The organism is Rubinisphaera italica (assembly GCF_007859715.1).
Taxonomy (GTDB): domain Bacteria; phylum Planctomycetota; class Planctomycetia; order Planctomycetales; family Planctomycetaceae; genus Rubinisphaera; species Rubinisphaera italica.
Map to the genome: position 1 here is coordinate 1,589,538 of NZ_SJPG01000001.1, position 20,287 is coordinate 1,609,824.

Genomic DNA, 20,287 nt, shown 5'->3' on the forward strand with positions numbered 1-20,287 from the left:
ACGCATTCGGCTTCACATTTCGTTGAGTCGACGGAGCATCTACCAAATGGAGTCTGACATGAGTACATCTACAACAACAAGCAACCGTGAAGTTCATCTTCATTCTCGTCCAGACGGTAAGCCGTCGCCTTCGGACTTTAAATTAATAACGAGCGAACTCTCGCCAATCGTAGAAGGCGAATTCCTTGTCAAGAATAAATGGATGTCCGTAGATCCATACATGCGTGGACGCATGAAAGATGGTGAAAGCTACGTTGAACCATTCCAGATCGGAAAGTCACTGGAAGGTGGCTGTATCGGCAAGGTCGTCGAGTCACAGAACAGTGAGTTCAAAGAGGGCGACTATGTGCTCGGGAATCTTGGCTGGCGGGAATACTGGAAGTCAAATGGAGAAGGCGTCGCAAAGATTGATGCGAATCTTGCGCCTTTACAGGCGTTTCTTGGTGTGCTGGGGATGACCGGCATGACCGCCTGGGTTGGTCTTAAACGCGTGGCTGAGCTTCAACCCGGCTGCACGATATTTGTATCAGCCGCTTCGGGAGCGGTTGGTTCAATCGTCTGTCAGATTGCCAAAGCGAACAACTGCCAGGTGATCGGAAGTGCTGGTAAGCCCGAGAAGATAGAATGGTTGCAAGATGTCGCAAAGGTCGATGCTGTGATCAACTACAAGGAAACAAATAATCTCAGTGATGCGCTCGGAAAGGCTGCTCCCGACGGAATAGATGTCTATTTTGATAATGTTGGTGGAGATCATCTGGAGGCAGCTCTGGATCATCTGAACGACTTCAGCTGTGTTGTTTGTTGCGGAATGATTTCAACTTACAACGCGACGGAACCTTCTGCTGCCCCGCGAAACCTGTTCAAGATCATCGGTAAGAGAATTCGTATGCAAGGTTTCATTGTGCGAGATCACATGCACGACCGTGACGACTTTCTGCGTGAAATGACTACTCTGATTCGTGACGACAAAATTCATTGGGAAGAAACTGTCACCGATGGACTGGAGAACGCTGCCGACGCATTTATCGGATTGTTCGACGGAGACAATCTTGGAAAGTCGCTAGTCCGCATTAAGTAAGACGATCTTGCAGATCTACAACTGGAATCTGTATCTCGATGGCGAAAGTGGACATAACCATAACCCCGCTCGCACCATTCCTGGGGAGGCCCATTGCAATCTAGCATCTGGTATTTTTATACTTTCTTGTTGAATGAATTTCTTATTGCATGAATTCTCGTCATAATGTGTGACGTCTACGAGTAGCCAACTGCTCTGAGCTTCTGTCAAAATCCCAATAGCACATTGTAAAGTCGACTAAATGCCTGCCATATTCCGATTTCATCGATACGCAACTTTTGTGGCAATCGTATTCTTCTCATTTGCCATTGGCTGCGATCGCAAGAAGCAGGAGACTAAAGAGAAGCGGCCTCGACCTGTTGTAGTTCAATTACTAACAAAGCAGCCTCCACCGAGTTCGTCGTCAATTTCTGCATCAGTGGCCTCTTGGAAAACCGAAGAGATTGGTTTTGAAGTCGGTGGACGTGTGCAGTATGTTCTGGAACCAAACACAGAAGTTGAAGGTCGTGTTATTGATGAAAGTGGAAAACTCCTTATTGAGGGAACGCCAATTGGGCAAATCGAAAGCGAACGTTATCAACTCGCGGTCGCTCTGGAGAAATCGGATGTTGTGAAAGCCGAGCAGAATCTGGCGGTGGCTGAAATAACGCTCAAGGAAAGTCTTCCCGCCCAAATTGCGGCAGCGAAAGCCACCCTTTCAAAAATACGAACGGAATACGATCGAAACCTGCAACTGCTTGCGCAAAATGCGGTCTCCCAAGGTGAAGTGGACGAGGTCGAGGCGAATCTCAAAAACGCCCAGGCAGAATTGCTTGTGCTCGAATCCAATAAAAAGTCGCAGAAGGCAGAAATTGAATCGCTTAAGAATGCGATCTTGCAATCCAAACAAAATCTGCGTGATGCAGAACGAAACCTCGAAGACTGCAAACTGTTTTCTTCTTTCAAGGGACAGATCGCAGACGTTTCTGTCGTTCCCGGAAGTGTTGTTTCCGCTGGGCAGCCTGCCATTACCGTCCAGATGATGGATCCGATAAAAGTTGAATTTGAGGTCTCTGCCGAGGAGTCGCGGCGTCTGGAAAGGATTGAAATCTTACCCGTCATGGTCAACATGCCGGATGGAACTGTTCAGCAGCGGGAAGGATATTTATACAGAATTGATCCCGTGGCAGATCCACTTACCAGAACTTATACCGTGACTTTGCTGGTTATGAATGAGAAAGTGAATGGTTTGGAAAATGAACAGGATCTGGCGACCACATCCCATATCTGGCGTCTGGATTTTAAGTTTTTGCCGGGAGCGAATGAAAACACGCTATTTGCTGAAGAAGGTGCTATTCTTCAGGACGATGAAGGATATTATCTGTGGCAGGTTACGAACGTTACCGTTGGAGAACGACCACCACTTAATGGGCTTCTCGATGTCCGCAAGGTTCGTATTACTCCTCAATCTCTAAAAGTACCATTCCTGGGGAATTGGGTGTTTCAGCATGTCATTGTCAATGACGAAGAGTTCGCCCCCAAAAAGAATTTTATTATCGGTGAAATTGAAGTCAAACAGGGCACTCCGGAAACCTGGAACGGAGATCAGGTCCTGCTGGATTCCGGAGGCAAATGGATCCTCCGGCCGGGAGATCTGGCAAAAGTCAATTTGTCGGGAGCTGAAACTATTGAAGGCTTGTATGTGCCCATGGATGCAATTGTCAGGACAGACAACAACTCCTATCTCTTTATTGTGGAAGAAGAAGGCCAACAATTAATCGCAAAGCGAATCCCAATTCGGATCGCGGAGAGTTCTGGCAAGAAGACGACAACCAGTTTACTTCGGATTGAACCCGTTGACGATGTTGCTCTGGAAGGTCGCAGATATATTGTCAAGGGGGCTCATTACATGATCGATGGCGAACCAGTCGCTCCTGTGAGTGACTCGGAGGAGATACAATGAATCTCTCAACGCTGTCGATTCGTTATCGTCCGATTGTGTTAACTTTCGTGGGTCTGGTCACGGTCTGGGGAGTGATTACATTTGCCACAATGCCACGGCGTGAAGACCCCGAATTCACAATTCGCACCTGTGTTGTATCGACTCAATGGCCAGGCTCTCCGACGATCAAAGTCGAGGAACTTGTCACCGACAAGCTGGAAGAAGAACTCGATAGCATCGAAGAAATCGATTATCTGAACTCGGAAACGACGAATGGTCAGTCGATCATTTATGTCAATTTAGAAGATAATGTTCCGCCAGGAGACATTCAGCAGGTTTGGGATAAAGTTCGAGCGAAAGTTGATCTCGTCCCGATGCCGGACCCAGGAATTCATCCGATCGTCAATGATGAATTTGGTGACACAACGATTCTCCTGCTGGGGATCTATCAAGTGCCGCTGGAAGGGCAGGATCAAGTTGAGGATCAAAATCGCTACAGCCCCCGCCAACTTGAGATTTATGCAGACAAAGTCAAGGACGCAATCCGCCTCCTTCCTGGAGTTGCAAAAGTAGATAAATATGGAGTTCAGGACGAGGCAATATTTATCGAAGCCGATTTAGGAGCGTGGTCGCAACTGAATTTGACGAGCTCGACTCTCAAGGATTTACTCAAAGCCCGGAATATTGTTGCTCCTGGTGGAACGATTGACACGAAAGATGGCAAATTCAATGTCAAGCCGGGGGGCGAATTCGATGCAATGAGCGAAATCGAAATGCTGACTGTCGGGACGGTTCAAAGCGGAGATTCCAGTAATCGAGTCTCTCTGAATGATCTTGGATTGACTGTGAAACGCGATTACGAAGACCCTCCCGCTGTCATTAGTCGCTTTACGGAAGACCGAGGTACATTTCCAGCTGTGATGCTGGGGATGACGATGAAATCGGGCTCCAATATTGTTGACGTTTGTGAAAGCGCAATGGCACGGATCGATCAACTCGTCAATGTCGAACAGGCCCTCCCTCGCGATATCGAGATCCGCCCGGTCTCTCAACAGTCGGACAACGTAACCGCAAAAATTGATGATGTGATTAATAACGTCATCTCTGCCATTCTAATTGTTGTGGTCGTTGTCTATCTGTTTCTGGGCGTGAGAACTTCACTGGTCATGGCTGCAAATATTCCCTTTGTCGTTCTCGGCTCAATCGCCATCGTCAGTTTGTTCGGGGTCGAACTGGAGCAAATCTCGCTGGCGTCAATCATCATCGCACTAGGTCTGTTGGTCGATAATGCTGTCCAGGTTTGCGATCAGACACGTACCAATATATTAGAGGGGATGACACCGACGGACGCAGCTGTCTGTGGAACCAATACTCTCATGTTTCCCATGCTGACAGGAACGCTGACAACCGTTGCGGCTTTCTTACCGATGTTGTTTGCCCTGGAGGGTGGAAGTGCAGAATATGTTTATAGTTTGCCTGTGACCCTCTCTACAACATTGTTACTCAGCTGGGTTTATGCAATGACGATCTGCGTTGTTCTTGCAGCCTCGATCATTCGTGCTCCTAAGAATCCAGATCGTCCTTCCGCTCCTCTCCCGTGGTTGAATGAATTGTTTGAAAACTTACGACGAAAAGGTTCTTCCGGGAAAACCACGTCGCCTAATCAGACAAAGCAGAAAGACGACAACATTTTCATGCAGGTTTACGGTGCAACCGCATGGGTCGCCATTAAGTACAAGTGGATCAGTGCCATTGCAGCCATGGGTTTATTGTTTGCAACACTTCAACTGCCTGTCAGTTCAGAATTTTTTCCGCTTGATCGTCGGGATCAGTTTTACGTCAATATCAAACTTCCCGAAACGGCTACCATTGAGCAAACCAATGCGGTTGTCGCACAAGTGGAGTCTGCGATTAAGAAACTCAGTCTAATTACGGATAAGAATGGCAATGACGTTGAGCGTCTAAGAGTAATGCGAAGTATCATCGGTCAGGGAGGCGCACGATGGGCACTTTCTGTCGCTCCTCAACCAGCCGGTTCCAATACGGCACAAATACTCGTGCGGACAACGAATGGATCTCTGACCGATGGAATGATACGCGACTTGCGTCAAGCAGTCGATTTCGGAAACAAAGAACGCGACATTCTTCCCATTGCAGGTGCACGCATCACTGCAAAACGACTGCAGATGGGACCAGATGCCGCTCCCGTTGAGTTGAGAGTCTCTGGTGACGGATTTGCTGATATCAACGAACTGCGAAAAATCGCAGATGAAGTGAAGCTGATGATTCACCAGGAAAGTGGGACTTGGGACATCGCTGATTCCTGGGGGATCGATGGATTTCAACTCAATGTCAATATCGATGAAGAAAAGGCGAATCTTTCCGGTATCACGAATGCGGCGGTCGCTGATACGCTCAATTCCTATTTCACAGGATTGGAACTGACGACTTTTCGCGAAGAGGATCATCTCGTCCCTGTTTACTTTCGACTTCGCCCCGAAGATCGCCAGGATTTGTCAGGAATAGATACCGCATTCGTTGAAGGAACCAATGGCAAAATTCCACTCAATTCCGTCGCCACCATCACTCCGGTCTGGCAACCTGCAAAAATTGATCGACGCGATCAAAACCGCACGATCGAGGTGACTGCTGAAGTTGAAGATGGCGTTCAGGGTAATGATGTCGTTTTAAGTGTTTGGAATTCTGACCGTATGAAAGCGTTGATCGAATCTCTTCCTGTCGGCTACAGAATTGAGATTGGCGGTGCGTTGGAGGAAAGTCAGGATGCGTCAGCACAGATGATGACTTCATTCGGGATCTCCATTTTGTGCATCATTCTGATTCTGGTGATTCAATACAATGGATGGTCGAAAATGATTGTCATTCTGATGACATTGCCTCTGGCAGTGATCGGTGCCTGGTTCGGCTTATGGGTCACACAGAACCCGCTCGGTTTTATGTCTCAACTGGGACTGCTGTCTTTATTCGGAATTGTTCTCAACACGGGAATTATCTTCATTGAATTCGCCGATATTCTGATCGCGCAGAAGCGTGACGAACTCTCGTCTGCCGGAAGTGCAAACGGACCCATTGCAGGATTGAATGTCGATGAATTTCGAAATTGCCTGATCTCTGCTGGTAAGCAACGCATGCTTCCCATCTTCCTGACAACAGCTACCACAATCGGTGGACTCTTCCCATTGGCGCTCTCCGGCGGACCGCTCTGGGAAGGCATGGCCTGGTTGATGATTTACGGTTTATTGGCTGCCACCATGCTGACGCTCTATATTATCCCGGCTCTCTATGCCATTCTCGTCGAGACATTTCGAATTCGCCCCATCGAAAATAATCCTTGATACGATGACAGAAACTCCGACAATTTATTCCAACTTTCGCGAGAAATTACGAATTCCTTTGGGATTACGAAATCTAAGCTGGAATGCAGTATTGTTGAGTAATCGTAATATTTGGTTTTTACTACATGAAATTGTCAGTATGCAGGTTTCAGCATCTCTCGAATAAGTTAAAATAAATGTATTGTTTCAAGCATTTATTTTAGTTATAATTATTATCCAACCAAGCCGCATTCTCCCTCAAAGCTGCCTGCCACTGCCAACTGATCAGTCACAGGGGATCTTAGTGTCTGACAGGTCTACTGAATGGATTAACAATTTCCAACTGAGATACAGATCACGTTGATATCACTGCAAATCTTTTTGAAAGATCGATCATGCTTAATCGAAGAAAAATGATTCAAGGGATGGCAGTCGGTGCTGGTGCTGCATTCGGCCTCCCGCTTTTTCCCGAACGTCTTCTGGCGTCTTCCACCAGTAACACCACACCGAAGCGTATCGTCTTCTTTATGCAGAATCAGGGCTTTGATCCAGAGACCTGCATTCCAGAAGGTATGAAACGCAGCAGTTCGCTGGCGAAAGCTAAACTTCCTGAGCCAATCAGTGCACTGGAACCTTACAAGGAACGGCTGCATATCATCAATGGCTTGCATGGTCTGCATACCAGCCCGTCACATAGCGCCTTCTTTGGGGCTTTGGGTGGTTATCGCGGTAGCGATGGTGTTCCCCCCAGCGGATCGACGATTGATTTTGAGCTGAGTAAGGTTCTGCCGCAGACGCTTCTGCCTCATTTGTGCATCGGTATGGACTCCATTGAGAATATGACGACCAAGCCGACGATTGCGACTCTTTCCGCCAGCGGCGCAGGTCAGCCGATCTTCATGCATTCGAATCCGAATCATCTTTATCAAATGCTGTACGGGGGGATTTCGACTGGTGACATTCGCCTCCAGCACGAAGCACGATCAAACGTGTTGAATCAGATTGAGGAGTTAGCTGCTTCAAAGGGACGTTTTCTTCCGACTGCAGACCAACAGCGTTATGGACAATTTGTCGAGGGATTCAAGGAAGTCAATGGCCTGCGCGATCGCCTCGGCACGGTTGCTGATCACTTACGTAAATTCGCACCTCCGGTGGACTCGCGCTACACAAATCCCGAGTTTGAAACAGATTGGCATGATGTTCTGCTGGATATTGGAATCTCATCGCTCACTTCGGGTATCACCAATACACTGACCATAGGTTCGGGCCGTGGTGAGATCTTTGGTGCGTGGAAGGGACTGGGTATCGAACAACAGGGACACAATTTGGGACATATGGAACAACCTGGAAACCCGATCTGGATTAAGATTCGTCAGTACAATAGCCGTATGCTGGTGAGGATTATGAAAGCACTGGAAAGTGTCCCTGAAGGCAATGGCACGATGATGGACCACACGCTGATCGTCTACACAAGTAACAATGCCGATAAGCAGCACACCAGCGGAGCCAACTGGCCGGTCATGTTGTTGGGCAATTTTGACGGTACATTCAAAACGGGTTGCTTTACACAACTGGACGGCAAACGCCCCATCAACTCGCTGTATGCAACAATTCTGCAGGCGGCGGGCGTTTCGTGTGATTACTTCAATATGGATGAAAAGCTGGCCAGGAAGTTCGATACCGGCGTAGGACCTATCAAGGAACTGCTGGTATGATCAAGGTCGGATTCATTTTTGGGATCACGTTACTGTGTAGCTTACTTTCTGTGACAAGAGGTGAGACTTACACGCCAGGACAAAAAGTTTCTAAAGACTTTGACAGTTTTGCTCATTCATTTCTTGTTAATCACTGCGTGGACTGTCATGGAGAGACAGAACCCGAAGGCAATCTCTCGCTTCATGACCTGGGGCCAGTGGATGAAGTCAATGCCGCCATTTGGAGAAGTGTGTGGGCACAGGTTACCTTAAAGGAGATGCCTCCTAAGGACATGGACCAACCGAAAGTGATCGACCGGCTCCAGTTCTCGGACTGGATTGTCGGTGAACTCACTCGCGTGATGAGTGACAAAGGTGGGTTTCACGATCATCTTGATCCAAATAAAGGCAACTACGTCGACCATGACCTGCTCTTTGGCCCACTCCCTGAAGGCATTAAACTCGCACCAACATCATCTCCGGCACGCATCTGGCGATTGACTCCCCAGGAGCACATTACGCGTCTTAATGAATTGATTAATAAGGAGCCGGAGTACGATCCAGCAATGCCTGGTCTGCGCACTCACGGGGATGTCGTTCCCACAAACCATGGTGGCGAACTCAAGCTTTACTTTGGTACGGATCGCATCATTAAATGGCAAGGTGGAACCGTGGCCTATGCGACTGCGGTCAAAAGTCTGCCTGCCGTTCTCTCATCGGCTCGTGCACACGGATTAGAAAACTATCCCGACTTCTACACCGTTAATAGTGCGGAAGCGACGCAAATTCTGGATGTTGCTGACGACATCATTCGCTACATGGCTTATGGTCCTTTGAGTATCGCTCAGCCGTATCAAATCACAGATGATCCCAATTCCATTGCGGACAAGATGAAAGGCGATATTCGCGGTTTGCCGACAAGTCTTGTTTACAGCACGAAGATCGTACGTCCGTTGACGCCGGTCTATGACCTCATGCAGGCAGAGGGAGTAAACGATGACCTTTTGCGGGCTGCGATTGATGAGCTTTTTGAAGCGTTGACCTTCCGTCCTCCAACTAATCAGGAATCCGAAGATTACCTGGTAATTGTTAAGCAGTCCATAGAAAAACTCGGCAAGGAAGAGGGCGCGACCCTCGGTTTATCGTCCATCTTTCTCGATCGCGATGCGCTCTTTCGACCGGAACTCGTCGAGACCGGTAAACCAGATGCCTATGGACGTATTATGCTTCAGGACTGGGAACTGGGACTGGCAGTCAATCACGCACTGCGATACATCAAGCCAGACGAACAGTTGCGGGAAGCAATCGCCGAGGGGCGTATGCGGACCAGAGATGATGTGAAACGTGAAGTCGTACGGATGCTCGCTGACGATAGCATTCGCAAGCCACGTGTTCTGCGCTTCTTTCGTGATTACTTTGACTATGACTTGGGCGGTTACATCTGCAAGGACTCCAAAGCGTTATCTGAAACAGGCGTTAGTAATCGAGGGCAATCTCATTACAATGCCATGTTCGATGCAACGGCGAGTACGGATCGCCTGATCGAACTGATCCTGCAAGAAGACAAAGATGTCTTGAAGCAGTTGCTGACCACGGACAAAGTTGTCGCAACCAAGGCGGATAATGTCTATTTCGGTAGGAGACGCTCGAAAGCAGAAACGGCCGCAGCTGTTGCAGCCGCAAAGAAAGCTGCAGAAGAGTTGGCATTGATTGAGGCGGCCAAACTTGAAGCCTGGCTGAAGGCAAACCCGGGAAAGGAACCCCCGAAACCCAAAAAGAAAAAGCAGGAGACTGTCAATCACAACATCACTGAGGCTGACTTGTCAGGACCGGATATCTATGCCCGTGTCAGTCGTCGAAGTTTTGGCAACGGGTCTATGAAACCAGAACGTATCCTGGCTACAGCGCCCGAAGGTCAACGTTTGGGAATTCTGACTCATCCCAGTTGGCTCGTTTCTCACTCTGATGCCATGGACAATCACGCAATCCTGCGTGGCCGGTGGATTCGAGAGCGATTGCTGGGCGGCGGCATTCCCGATGTCCCAATCACAGTCGATGCCATGCTTCCAAATGAACCACACAATACGCTTCGTGAACGCATGCGTGTCACGACAGAAACCTATTGCTGGACATGTCACCAGAAAATGGATCCGCTGGGATTGCCATTTGAAATGTTTAATCATGCGGGCCTGTATCGAGAGACGGAACTCGAAAAGCCTGTCGACACAACTGGCGAAATCATAGATTCCGGCGACCCGACAATCGATGGATCAGTCGCCAATGCCATCGAGATGATCCAAAGACTTGCTGAAAGTAAGCGGGCCGAACAGGTTTTCATACGGCATGCTTTTCGTTTCTGGATGGGGCGCAACGAAACCCTCAACGACGGGCCGATTCTACAAGAAGCGCATCGTGCCTACAAAGACAGCGGTGGCAGTATGAATGCATTGCTTATTTCTCTCCTCACTTCGGATGCGTTTCTCTACCGCACCAAAAGTTAGGCCTTGCTGGCAGAACGAAACGAGTGAATCTTTCCATCAAGTGATACGGATTGAAAAATCCACTCTACCGCGTTCCAAATGAAAACCGGAAAATAATCAAACCCGGGTGGCAGGGCGATCTTGAAGAGAAGCCCCCGCCTTGTAGAACTCCCGGAGGTTTTTGTTGAAGCGGAACGCCCCCACCGGAGGTCTTATTCAAGATGTTACTGGAAATACGTTTTTCAAAATGGTTTAAGACCTATATTTCCAATCAAACAGTCGCTACATATTCGTGGAAACGACCATAGAACAGGTTTCGGGTACTGCGGATCGCGATTCAATCGATCAGGGGGAATTACACGCTACGATTGGATACGTTTGTTGGATAGCGTCGATTTTCGATCAATTGCCATATTTGATTGAACTCTTCAATTCATTCAGCATCTCCAGGAGATTCTCAGTCAGTATCACTGAGGCGTCTTCTTGGACAATGTTTGTACCGAGCCAGGTTTCATACCCACCGAGTCGATGTTGTTCTGGAGGAGGCAGGTAACCATGCCGACCATTGGCCAGACCAATCACCATTGTTTTCGTAAACGGACTGCGGTCTTTGATTTCCAGGCCGATCTCAACGAGTGTTTCAAAAGGAATGCCAACAATCGCAAACTCGCCAACTCGAATTGCCTGTATGGTGACCGTTAAAAATTCTTCTTCACGCTCATTTGCGCGAATTGTCTGACGGGCATAGCCTTGTGCTTTATTGGGCAATTTGGAAATCTCAACTGGATCCGTCAATGCGAGCACTTTTTGTGCGGCAGCCACATCCTCTTCGCTCGGTCGCCGATACTTAAGGTCGATTTCCCTCTCTAACATGTCCAGTGTCACGTTGCGGTCGTATGTATCGATTTTCCTGTACGCAAAATAGGCCGCATCGGCTGCTTTAGCAGCAACAATTCGGATCTGTTCGAACGGCTCACGAGGAGGGCGATTCACGAGAAAAGGAATATTGTTGATGTCTCCTGAAGCTCCATTGGACATCATCGCCACAAACTCGGGATCAGCTCGCAAGCGACTCGGCATCAAGCGTGAAAACTCACCAAAGTAATCAGACGATGCATGCTTCTCCTTGATGCCACCCACATAATGCAATGCGTAGTTCGCCAGCAGTCCAATTGGTTTTCGCTTTTCGTCTTGGAGTGACAGGATCATCAACTCCGGATCGGTCGGGCCAGCCGGTCGATCGAGAACGTCCGGGCTTGTACCGGGGTTCATCTTGACGATGTCCATCTTCCCAAAGGGATTCACGGGCATCTTGCCTGGCTTCAAAAACCAGCGTCGATTGAAGACCTCGTCAGGAAGGTCATGTGACGCCACGCCCACAGATGCAGGCTCCAGTTTTTCATATGCTTCAATGATCGCCTGAGCGAGACCATTAACCAGCAATACACGATACGCCACATCGCCCGGCGAACCTTCCGTTCGATTAGAAGGCGGCGTCGAATGAGAATGAGTCGACGAGATCAGCATCCGCTCGATCGGAATTCCCGTTTTCTCTGCAGCAATCTGCTTCGCTTCGTTAAGCATTTCTGGAGGAGCCCCCAGGGCATCGAGAACGGCAATCGCGAGAGTCGTCTCGCCATCATCCAGTACGATTGCGCGGGCATGAAGTGGATCATGAACTGCGCTCGCATCCATCGCTTTTCCACTTCGCAAACTGACGGGAAACTGCTGAGGAGAAACATCCACTGCAGATGCTCCTGCCCGAAACTTTACAGCCTCTGCCTCGGTTTTCTCCAACGGAATCGCGATCCCCCAAAGGATAACAATCAGATAAAGTAATGAACGAGTCATCAAAACGCCTTTCTGTAAAACGCATCGATTCATATTTTATCAGTCAACGGGAACCACTTCATGGGAAATTGTTTTCTTGTGCATATTCAATAATTACCTGCAGCGTTCGGCAGGAGCAGGCATAGCGTTTTTAGACCAATTCGTATCCAAGCGACTGCAGAAACCATTTGAAAATGGTCTAACATTTCTGAGCCACTCAAATATAACGGAGCGAATTTCAAAACGAGACCAATCTCGCTGATCACTTGAAGTTGACTGATGTTGCCTATCGTACCACTTCCGACGATCAGTTCAAACCTCACCGTCTTTCATGCCGATCATCGATATTCTGAATGTAAGGCCAATGATCAGCAGGTTGATTGCGATTGCTGACAGCACCGGCAAACCCCTCGCGTCTACCGCCCCTTAGGTCCACTTCGCTGAACCCGAAGATTTCCATGAAGACGGCCAGCGATGGTTAATAATCGACTTATCCACTATTCTTTGGGAAGTGGGAAGTCTAAATGAATGTAGAAATACTGAACGAAGCGATGTATGATCAAATGAGAGAACAGAATACCGTGAATAACTTCGTTATGTCCTATCTGACAGCCCTAATATTGCTGCTAATCCCTGCCTCGCTACAGGCTAGGAAACCCAACATCGTATTCATCTTGGTTGATGATCAGGGATATTATGACCTGGGCTGCTACGGAGCCACTGAGGTTGCGACGCCACGGATCGATGCGATGGCACAGGAGGGGATACGATTTACAGACTATTATGCGGCTGCTCCAATTTGCAGCCCATCAAGAGCGGGTCTGTTGACTGGATGTTATCCCCGGCGTATCGGAAACGAGATCTGGGTGCATCGTGCTGATTCAACATCAGGAATCCATACCGATGAGCTGACACTGGCCGAGTTATTTAAAGACAACGGTTACGCTACGGCCTGTATTGGCAAATGGCACCTTGGATTTCACGAGCAGTTCCTGCCACGAAATCAGGGATTCGATCACTATTTTGGATTACTGCACAATCTTGATCCTGTTGAAGTTGTCTATTTTGAAGACCAGGGAGGCGTCCCCCTGATGCGAAATGGGGAGATCGTCATACGACCTGCTGATCCAGCAGAACTGACAAAACTCTATACTGATGAGGCGATTCAATTCATTGAAGAAAATATAGACGGCCCATTTTTTCTCTATCTGCCACATACCATGCTGCATAATCCACTTGGCGTAAGTGAAGAATTTCAGGGAAGTTCCAAGTGGGGGGAATACGGGGATGCAATTCAGGAAATGGATCACAATGTCGGACGCATTTTCGATTCTTTGAAACGTCTGAATATTGACGACAATACCATTGTGATCTATGCATCCGATAACGGACGTGGACCGGGACGTACCCCGGATCAGAAGATTCGTGGGCACAAGCTCTCGACTTATGAAGGTGGTATTCGTGTCCCTGCAATTGCCTGGGGGCCGGGGCTTGGATTGATCGCTGGTCAAAACTCTTCGGAAGTCGTGAATGCAATGGACTGGTACCCGACTCTCGCCACATTCGCGGGAATCAAAGTTCCAGAAAACCGAGTCATTGATGGGCGTGACATCAGCCCGCTTTTGAAGGGGGAAAGCCGCGTCGTGCCACCACCAGGCCAGAAGGCATCACTCAACGCATTGGTCCCACTTCGACGGCGTTGGAATCCATCAGGTGAATGGAAATCCTTGTTCCAACGGAACGAATATCACAACGCATTTTTCTATCACGGTAGTCAGGGCGCGCTAGCCGCAGTACGTTGGCGCAACTGGAAACTTTATTTGAATCCAAGTCTAGAGTTGTATGATCTGGCAAATGATCCAGGAGAATCCGAGTTGGTTCGCAATGGAGAGATCATTCGCAAGTTGCGTGGCATGGCAATTCTGTTCCAGGAGGAGATGCGACTCGATGCCCGTCCAGCCGGCGAAGCTGCTCCCCAACCCCGAGTCGATGGGCGAACCGAGTTGTCTCATGCGTTACTGGACAGTTTAGATCAAAAGTTAGATGTGACTTACGCGCGCTATGGAAATCGCACGCTGGAAATGGATATCTATCGGCCGAAATCAATTTGGGGCCAATTGCCTGCAATCGTATGCATACATGGCGGGGGCTGGGCGAATGGCAATCGAGCCAATCATGGAAACGTTGCCCGAGCGCTGGCTGCACGAGGGTATGTCGCCGTGACGATTTCTTACCGGTTGAGTGGTGAAGCTCCCTTTCCGGCAGCAATCCACGATTGTAAAGCCGCAGTAAGATTTTTAAGAGCCCACGCCAGGGAATATGGGATCGATCCCGAGAACATTGGTGCCCTCGGACTTTCCGCTGGAGGTCACCTGACCGCCTTGTTGGCGACTTCAGGCGGTGTTGCAGAACTTGAAGGTCAAGGTGGCAATCCAGAATTCAGCAGTACAATTCAGGCAGCCGTACCAATGGGGGCACAAACTGAACTGCAGTCGCAACGCACGCGTGAAATCTCTGCAATAGAAGATCGCGGCCAAATCTGGAGGCAGTTTCTCGAAGGCTCTCTGGACGAGAAGCCAGAGACTTACCGCCTCGCTTCTCCGCTAAATCATCTCGACAAGAATGACCCACCCTGCTGGTTTATTACAGGTGAAACAGACGATCCCAGTACGCACGCGGAGAATTTCCGAGGTCGAATGGAGGAGTTCAGCATTCCTTCCGGGCTCTCGGTCATCAAAAATGCACCGCATCCGTTTCTTGGTAAACAAGTCTGGTTTGATGAAATGGTTGATACAGCAGACAATTTTTTTCAAAACACCCTGAAGTAGAAACAGTAAATCATCATACTGCGATGAGCCAATAGCCAGCTGGCTTTCAGTCAGAAGCTACTCCCATTCTTGATAACAAATTTAATCGGTACTGTTCTGGCTGATCTTTCTGCATTTTCGGGGCAATAATCAATCAGGTGTCGCCATTTAGTGGATTTCTACTTCAGCCGAAATGCTTGCTCAGTTTGGGCAATTTAACGTGAGCCATGATCGACTGACAAAAATTTGGAAATTTAGACAACAAATGTGTTGAATATGTTGAAGTCAATCGGCTGTATCGCATGAAGCAGGAAAATCGAATTCCTGAAGATGGCCAGATTCGATAGACGACAATTGGCTTGAATTGAATCATTTGTCTACCGTTTTTTAAGATGAATATCAAAAATTTCCAAATATTTGTTGGTAAACTCTTTAAATTTACTTCATATAATGATTTGTAGATGCTAATTTTTACGATACGTGTTAAACTTGGGTAAACTCTTACCTAATTCTTTTAATTCCTTTTAACATTCGTTAATTCTTTTTGAGGGGTGAACCCATGCTAAAACTGCGCCATGCATTTACGTTGATCGAACTTTTGGTAGTTATCGCAATTATTGCCATACTTGTGGCATTATTGCTTCCTGCTGTTCAACAGGCCCGTGAAGCGGCTCGTCGTTCCTCATGTAAGAACAACCTTAAACAGCTTGGGCTGGCACTTCACAATTATCATGATGTCCACAACTGTTTTCCTGAGGGTAACTTCGGATCATGGCATGACTCAGGCAATGGTACTAATGCATGGAGAGGTTTCAGTACTCATGCGATGCTGCTGCCGTTCATGGAACAGTCAGCCATCTACGATGGAATGGATTTTAATCTCAGGTACGATCAGGCACCAAATAGTACGCTCAAAAATACTAAAATTGCTGGTTATCAGTGTCCTTCGGACAATGCGTACCCTGGGGGAGAAGCGGGTGTGAATTATGTTGTCAGTGCCGGACCGACGACTTTTTGGGGAATTGCAATCGGCGACCAGGTTGGAATGTTCAATCGGAATCGAACAATTCGATTCCGTGATCTGAATGATGGGACTTCAAATGTCATTGCCATGTCTGAAGCGTTGCACGGAGACAATGCAAGCGTCTACAGTCCTCAACAGGATTTGGTTCGGGCACAGGCATTCCCTGGTGGCTTTCCAGATGTCTTTGCGACACGTGCCCAACTGGACAGTTACGGGACAACGTGTAGCGCGAATACTGGAAGCTTGCATAGCCATACACGCAGAGAATGGATGAATGGTATTGGTGGCCAAACGGTATTCAATACTTTGAATACACCGAACTCACAGAATCCGGATTGTCATCCTTGCACTGGTTGTGGCTGGTATGATAGTAAGGGTGTCTGGACGGCTCGAAGTCGTCATAAGGGTGGTGTCCAGGTCTTACTGGGTGACGGCGCAGTCCGTTTTGTAGGAGAGAATATCGATTTTAATACCTGGCAGCGATTGGGACATATCTCTGATGGAAATGTAATTGGCGAGTTCTAGTCATATTTACGTCAGAATAATTCTTATAAGACGTTCTGTGTACTGTCACAGGACGTCTTTTGCAATTCTGGAAAAGTTAATTTGAGGATCTTTGCTTAGATGAAAAAGTATTCAACCTTCCTTTTCGCATTAATTGTTTGTTCTTCATTTTCAATCGGGTGTGGTGAAAGTGGACCTGCCCCGGATCTGGCTGGAAAATCGGTTGGGGATTTGAATGCTGCCGATACCAAAGCCGAGCTTAAGGCAAGATTACAGGAGATTGCTGATACTGGAACAGCTGGTAGTGCTGTGGTAGGACTGAAGGAAAGTATTGAATCTTTGAAATCGACTGACGGAGCGGTAGCCGACGAATTGTTGTCGCTCTACAATCAACTTGAGTCCGCCACAGACAAGAGTAAGATCAAATCGCTCGCCTCATCAATGGCGGCCAAGCTTTAATCAAACGAGACTCAACTCGTGATATCGGTGTCATGGAGATCTGTGACCAGTGAAAATCATCGATGAAATTCGCAACCGCTACGTACGGTGGATCATCCTGCTGGCGGGCATTGTGGTTCTACTCGGAACATTCTGGAATTTTTATCCTGTTTATTGTGTCAACAGGGCAGAGAGTGCACTTTACTCTCAAGACTTGGAAGCCGCACAGGATTGGATACAATCTGGTCTTCATTGGTCACCAGATTCCATCTCCTTGCACTTGTTAGATGCACGCTGGAATCGTCGTCTGAGTCGTTTTGAGGAAATGAATTCGTGTCTGAGCAAAGCGGCTGAAGCTGGAGCTGATAAAGAACGAATCGTTCATGAACAGATACTGGCTTCAGCTCAGACCGGAACAATTGGTCCCTTAAAAAACCAGTTGGCCGATCTGTTAATGAAAGGCAAAGACCTTTCCGACATTTGCGATGCGTACGTCCGTGGTTGCCTCATGGTTTATCGAATTGATGAAGCCGAGAAAGTCCTGGGATTGTGGAAAGCGGATCTTCCAGATGATCCGCAGCCACATTTTCTGGCCGGACGACTCCTGGAACATCAAGTCGAGCTTGACGGAGCAATCGCCTCTTTCGAGGCAGCGTTGCAACGCTCTCAACAACACGCCCCTGCTGCTTACAATCTTGGTAGAATCTATTTTAGAAACCAGAAGTACGAAAAAGCACTCATGATGTATGAGCAAGCTCGTGACTCTAGCTGGAATCCCAATCCCGCACTGGTTTCAATGGCACAATGTGCAATTGAACTGGAACAACCTGAAAGAGCAGCACGCTATCTTAGCGAAGTGACGACGACTGAACCTGCTGACGACTTGGAAATGTATCGATACTTAGGCGACCCATCTTCTGTTGCATTATCTCGCTATTACGCGGTGAAAGGTCGTCTCGCCCAATTCAATAACGACAACAATAGAGCCAGGCAAGCCTACGAAGAAGCCCTGACAGCCAATCCTCAGGATTGGCGTTCGCGTTATCAGTATTCGCAAATTCTTAGAAAATTAGGTCTTTCCGAGCAGGCTAAAGCCGAGGTCGAAAAATATCGTGACACACAAAGCGCTCTTAAAGAGTGTGATGAATCGATCCGCCGCCTTTCAATAAATCCTAATGATGTCGAGGCGAGGATGGCGGTTGCGCGTGTAATGATGGAACACATTTCCGAATCTCAGGGAATTATCTGGCTAAAAAGTGTTTTACTGTATGATCCAGATCATGTCGAAGCCCGACAAATGCTGGATCACTATGATAATAAACATAGCAAATAATTTGCCTAAAGAACGAGAATACGGGAACCGATGCCATATCTCCAACTCATTCACTACTCGATGCTCTCACTGGTTCTGTGTCCAATTGTTCTCGTACTGGGTTGTGGTGGATCGGACTCTAATGATCAGCCGTCATCATCCACTGATTCGCAATTTGAGTCGGATACTTTAGCTGAGGAAACCGTTACCTTCCGATGCTCGGAAGCGTTAGAACAACTGAAAATCATCTACAACAACGGCGAAGAGGCAGAGCAGTTTTCAATTGTTGAATCGCTAGGTGGTGGTGTCGGGGTTTTTGACTACGATCGGGATGGCTGGTTAGACTTGATCTTCCCTGGAGGGGGGACATTTTCAGAGAGCACTTTGGAGGGCTTGCCAACTCGAATTTTGCGTCAGTCGGCTCCTGAGCAATTTACGGATGTCTCTTATGCGGCAGGAACAGAAGTTGTCCGACATTACACGCATGGAATCGCTAACGGAGACTACAACAACGATGGCTTTACCGATGTATTAATCACTGGATATGGAGGGTTGCAGCTCTTATCCAATAATGGTGACGGCAGTTTTTCCGACGTGACTGATCAAGTCGGACTGCATGATTCCTCCTGGTCCGCTTCGGCTGCATGGGGAGACTTCAACAACGATGGGTTTCTCGATATCTATATCACACATTATGTGAACTGGAGTATTGAAAATAATCCGATTTGTTTCAATCAAGATGGCCATCGTGATGTCTGTGCACCCCCAGATTTCTCCGGATTAGACGACGTCATTTATCTCAATTCGGGAGATGGAACATTTACAGCGAATCGTGAAGCTCTGGGCCTTTCACCAGAAGGAAAGGGCTTGGGGGTTTTGCTTGCTGATTGGGATGAAGATGGAGATCTCGACATTTACGTAGCTAATGATACGGTTCCCAATTTCTTTTATTCCAATAATGGCAATGCGACATTCACGGAAAAAGCTTTAATTTCGGGTTTGGCGATTGACGATATGGCCAATTCAAATGGCAGTATGGGATTGGCGGTCATAGATTTAGATCGCGATCACCGAGCAGATATATTCGTCACGAATTACGAGGAAGAACTCTCCGCTTTGTATATGAATTTAGGGGGATCAAACTTCAGCTACGAGAGTCGACAAGCAGGACTCAATCGACTTGGTAAACTTTTTGTTGGCTTTGGTTGCGTCGCAGGCGATTTCGATTTGGACGGAGACCACGATGTCGTTATTTCTAACGGACATGCGGTTCGATATCCGACGAACGGCGAATTAAAACAGGAACCTCTTCTTCTCATTAATAATGACGGAAGACTGAACAGGATGAATGCGGTACCGTCTTCTTATTTCGGCCAGACTCATCGCGGGCGGGGATTGGCTACAGGAGATATTAACCGAGATGGCCAACTCGATTTAGTTTTCGCAAATATTCTTGAGCCAGCTGTGCTCCTTTTCGGAGAAGTTCAGCAGCCACAAAATAGATTATTAGTATCGCTTGTAGGACGTAAGGTGAATCGTGATGCGATTGGTGCTCGAGTCTGTATAAAAATGAAGTCTTCAGAGCTTGTGGAGTGGACGACAGCCGGAATGGGTTACCTGTCGTCGAGCCCGAATGAATTACTGTTTGTAATTCCTGAGGAAGAAGTCATTGAGGAAATTGAAATTATGTGGCCTGGTGGAGACGTCTCATCTGTCTCAGCGGATTATTTAGACTTGACGATGAATGATCAGGGATTTGGTCATCTCAGAATCGTTGAGTAGAGCAGAGCTTGTCCCAAAGCAATCCTGGACTTTTACTGATTAACCTGTCAAGAAATATCAGACAGAGAAATTGGTCTAAGAC

General features: G+C 47.8%; 11 protein-coding genes. 10 read left to right on the forward strand and 1 reads right to left on the reverse strand.

What is annotated here, in order from left to right; all coding sequences use genetic code 11:
* Positions 1–58: 58 nt before the first annotated feature.
* The 5 genes from Pan54_RS05955 to Pan54_RS05975 all read left to right on the forward strand — a co-directional run bounded on the left by Pan54_RS05955 (position 59) and on the right by Pan54_RS05975 (position 10,529).
* Positions 59–1,078, forward strand: a complete 1,020-nt coding sequence (locus tag Pan54_RS05955; protein WP_146502636.1) for an NADP-dependent oxidoreductase — start codon at positions 59–61, stop codon at positions 1,076–1,078.
* A 241-nt stretch (positions 1,079–1,319) separates the two neighbouring features.
* Positions 1,320–3,020, forward strand: coding sequence for an efflux RND transporter periplasmic adaptor subunit (locus Pan54_RS05960; protein WP_146502637.1), 1,701 nt, complete (start codon positions 1,320–1,322; stop codon positions 3,018–3,020).
* Positions 3,017–6,355, forward strand: a complete 3,339-nt coding sequence (locus Pan54_RS05965; RefSeq protein WP_146502638.1) for an efflux RND transporter permease subunit — start codon at positions 3,017–3,019, stop codon at positions 6,353–6,355. Before Pan54_RS05960 ends, Pan54_RS05965 begins: the two co-directional genes overlap by 4 nt.
* Positions 6,356–6,729: 374 nt before the next feature.
* Positions 6,730–8,049, forward strand: a complete 1,320-nt coding sequence (locus Pan54_RS05970) for a DUF1552 domain-containing protein (protein WP_146502639.1) — start codon at positions 6,730–6,732, stop codon at positions 8,047–8,049.
* Complete coding sequence (locus tag Pan54_RS05975; protein ID WP_146502640.1) at positions 8,046–10,529, forward strand: DUF1588 domain-containing protein; 2,484 nt, start codon at positions 8,046–8,048, stop codon at positions 10,527–10,529. Before Pan54_RS05970 ends, Pan54_RS05975 begins: the two co-directional genes overlap by 4 nt.
* A gap of 381 nt (positions 10,530–10,910) precedes the next feature.
* Here Pan54_RS05975 and Pan54_RS05980 read toward each other — a convergent pair whose 3' ends face one another.
* The gene (locus tag Pan54_RS05980; RefSeq protein WP_146502641.1) at positions 10,911–12,359 is read right to left on the reverse strand and encodes a neutral/alkaline non-lysosomal ceramidase N-terminal domain-containing protein; all 1,449 of its coding nucleotides are present in this window, start codon (positions 12,357–12,359) and stop codon (positions 10,911–10,913) included.
* Positions 12,360–12,862: 503 nt separating this feature from the next.
* Here Pan54_RS05980 and Pan54_RS05985 point away from each other — a divergent pair.
* The 5 genes from Pan54_RS05985 to Pan54_RS06005 all read left to right on the forward strand — a co-directional run bounded on the left by Pan54_RS05985 (position 12,863) and on the right by Pan54_RS06005 (position 20,205).
* On the forward strand, positions 12,863–15,166 hold the full coding sequence (locus tag Pan54_RS05985; protein ID WP_242631233.1) for an alpha/beta fold hydrolase: 2,304 nt from the start codon (positions 12,863–12,865) through the stop codon (positions 15,164–15,166).
* 538 nt (positions 15,167–15,704) lie between these two features.
* The gene (locus tag Pan54_RS05990) at positions 15,705–16,694 is read left to right on the forward strand and encodes a DUF1559 domain-containing protein (protein WP_146502642.1); all 990 of its coding nucleotides are present in this window, start codon (positions 15,705–15,707) and stop codon (positions 16,692–16,694) included.
* Positions 16,695–16,793: 99 nt separating this feature from the next.
* Positions 16,794–17,132 (forward strand): hypothetical protein, encoded by a 339-nt coding sequence (locus Pan54_RS05995; protein WP_146502643.1) that lies wholly within the window; start codon positions 16,794–16,796, stop codon positions 17,130–17,132.
* A gap of 49 nt (positions 17,133–17,181) precedes the next feature.
* On the forward strand, positions 17,182–18,444 hold the full coding sequence (locus tag Pan54_RS06000) for a tetratricopeptide repeat protein (RefSeq protein WP_146502644.1): 1,263 nt from the start codon (positions 17,182–17,184) through the stop codon (positions 18,442–18,444).
* Between the two features lie 30 nt (positions 18,445–18,474).
* Positions 18,475–20,205 carry an FG-GAP repeat domain-containing protein gene (locus Pan54_RS06005; RefSeq protein ID WP_146502645.1) on the forward strand — a complete coding sequence of 577 codons (1,731 nt, stop codon included), beginning with the start codon at positions 18,475–18,477 and terminating at the stop codon, positions 20,203–20,205.
* Positions 20,206–20,287 lie beyond the last annotated feature (82 nt).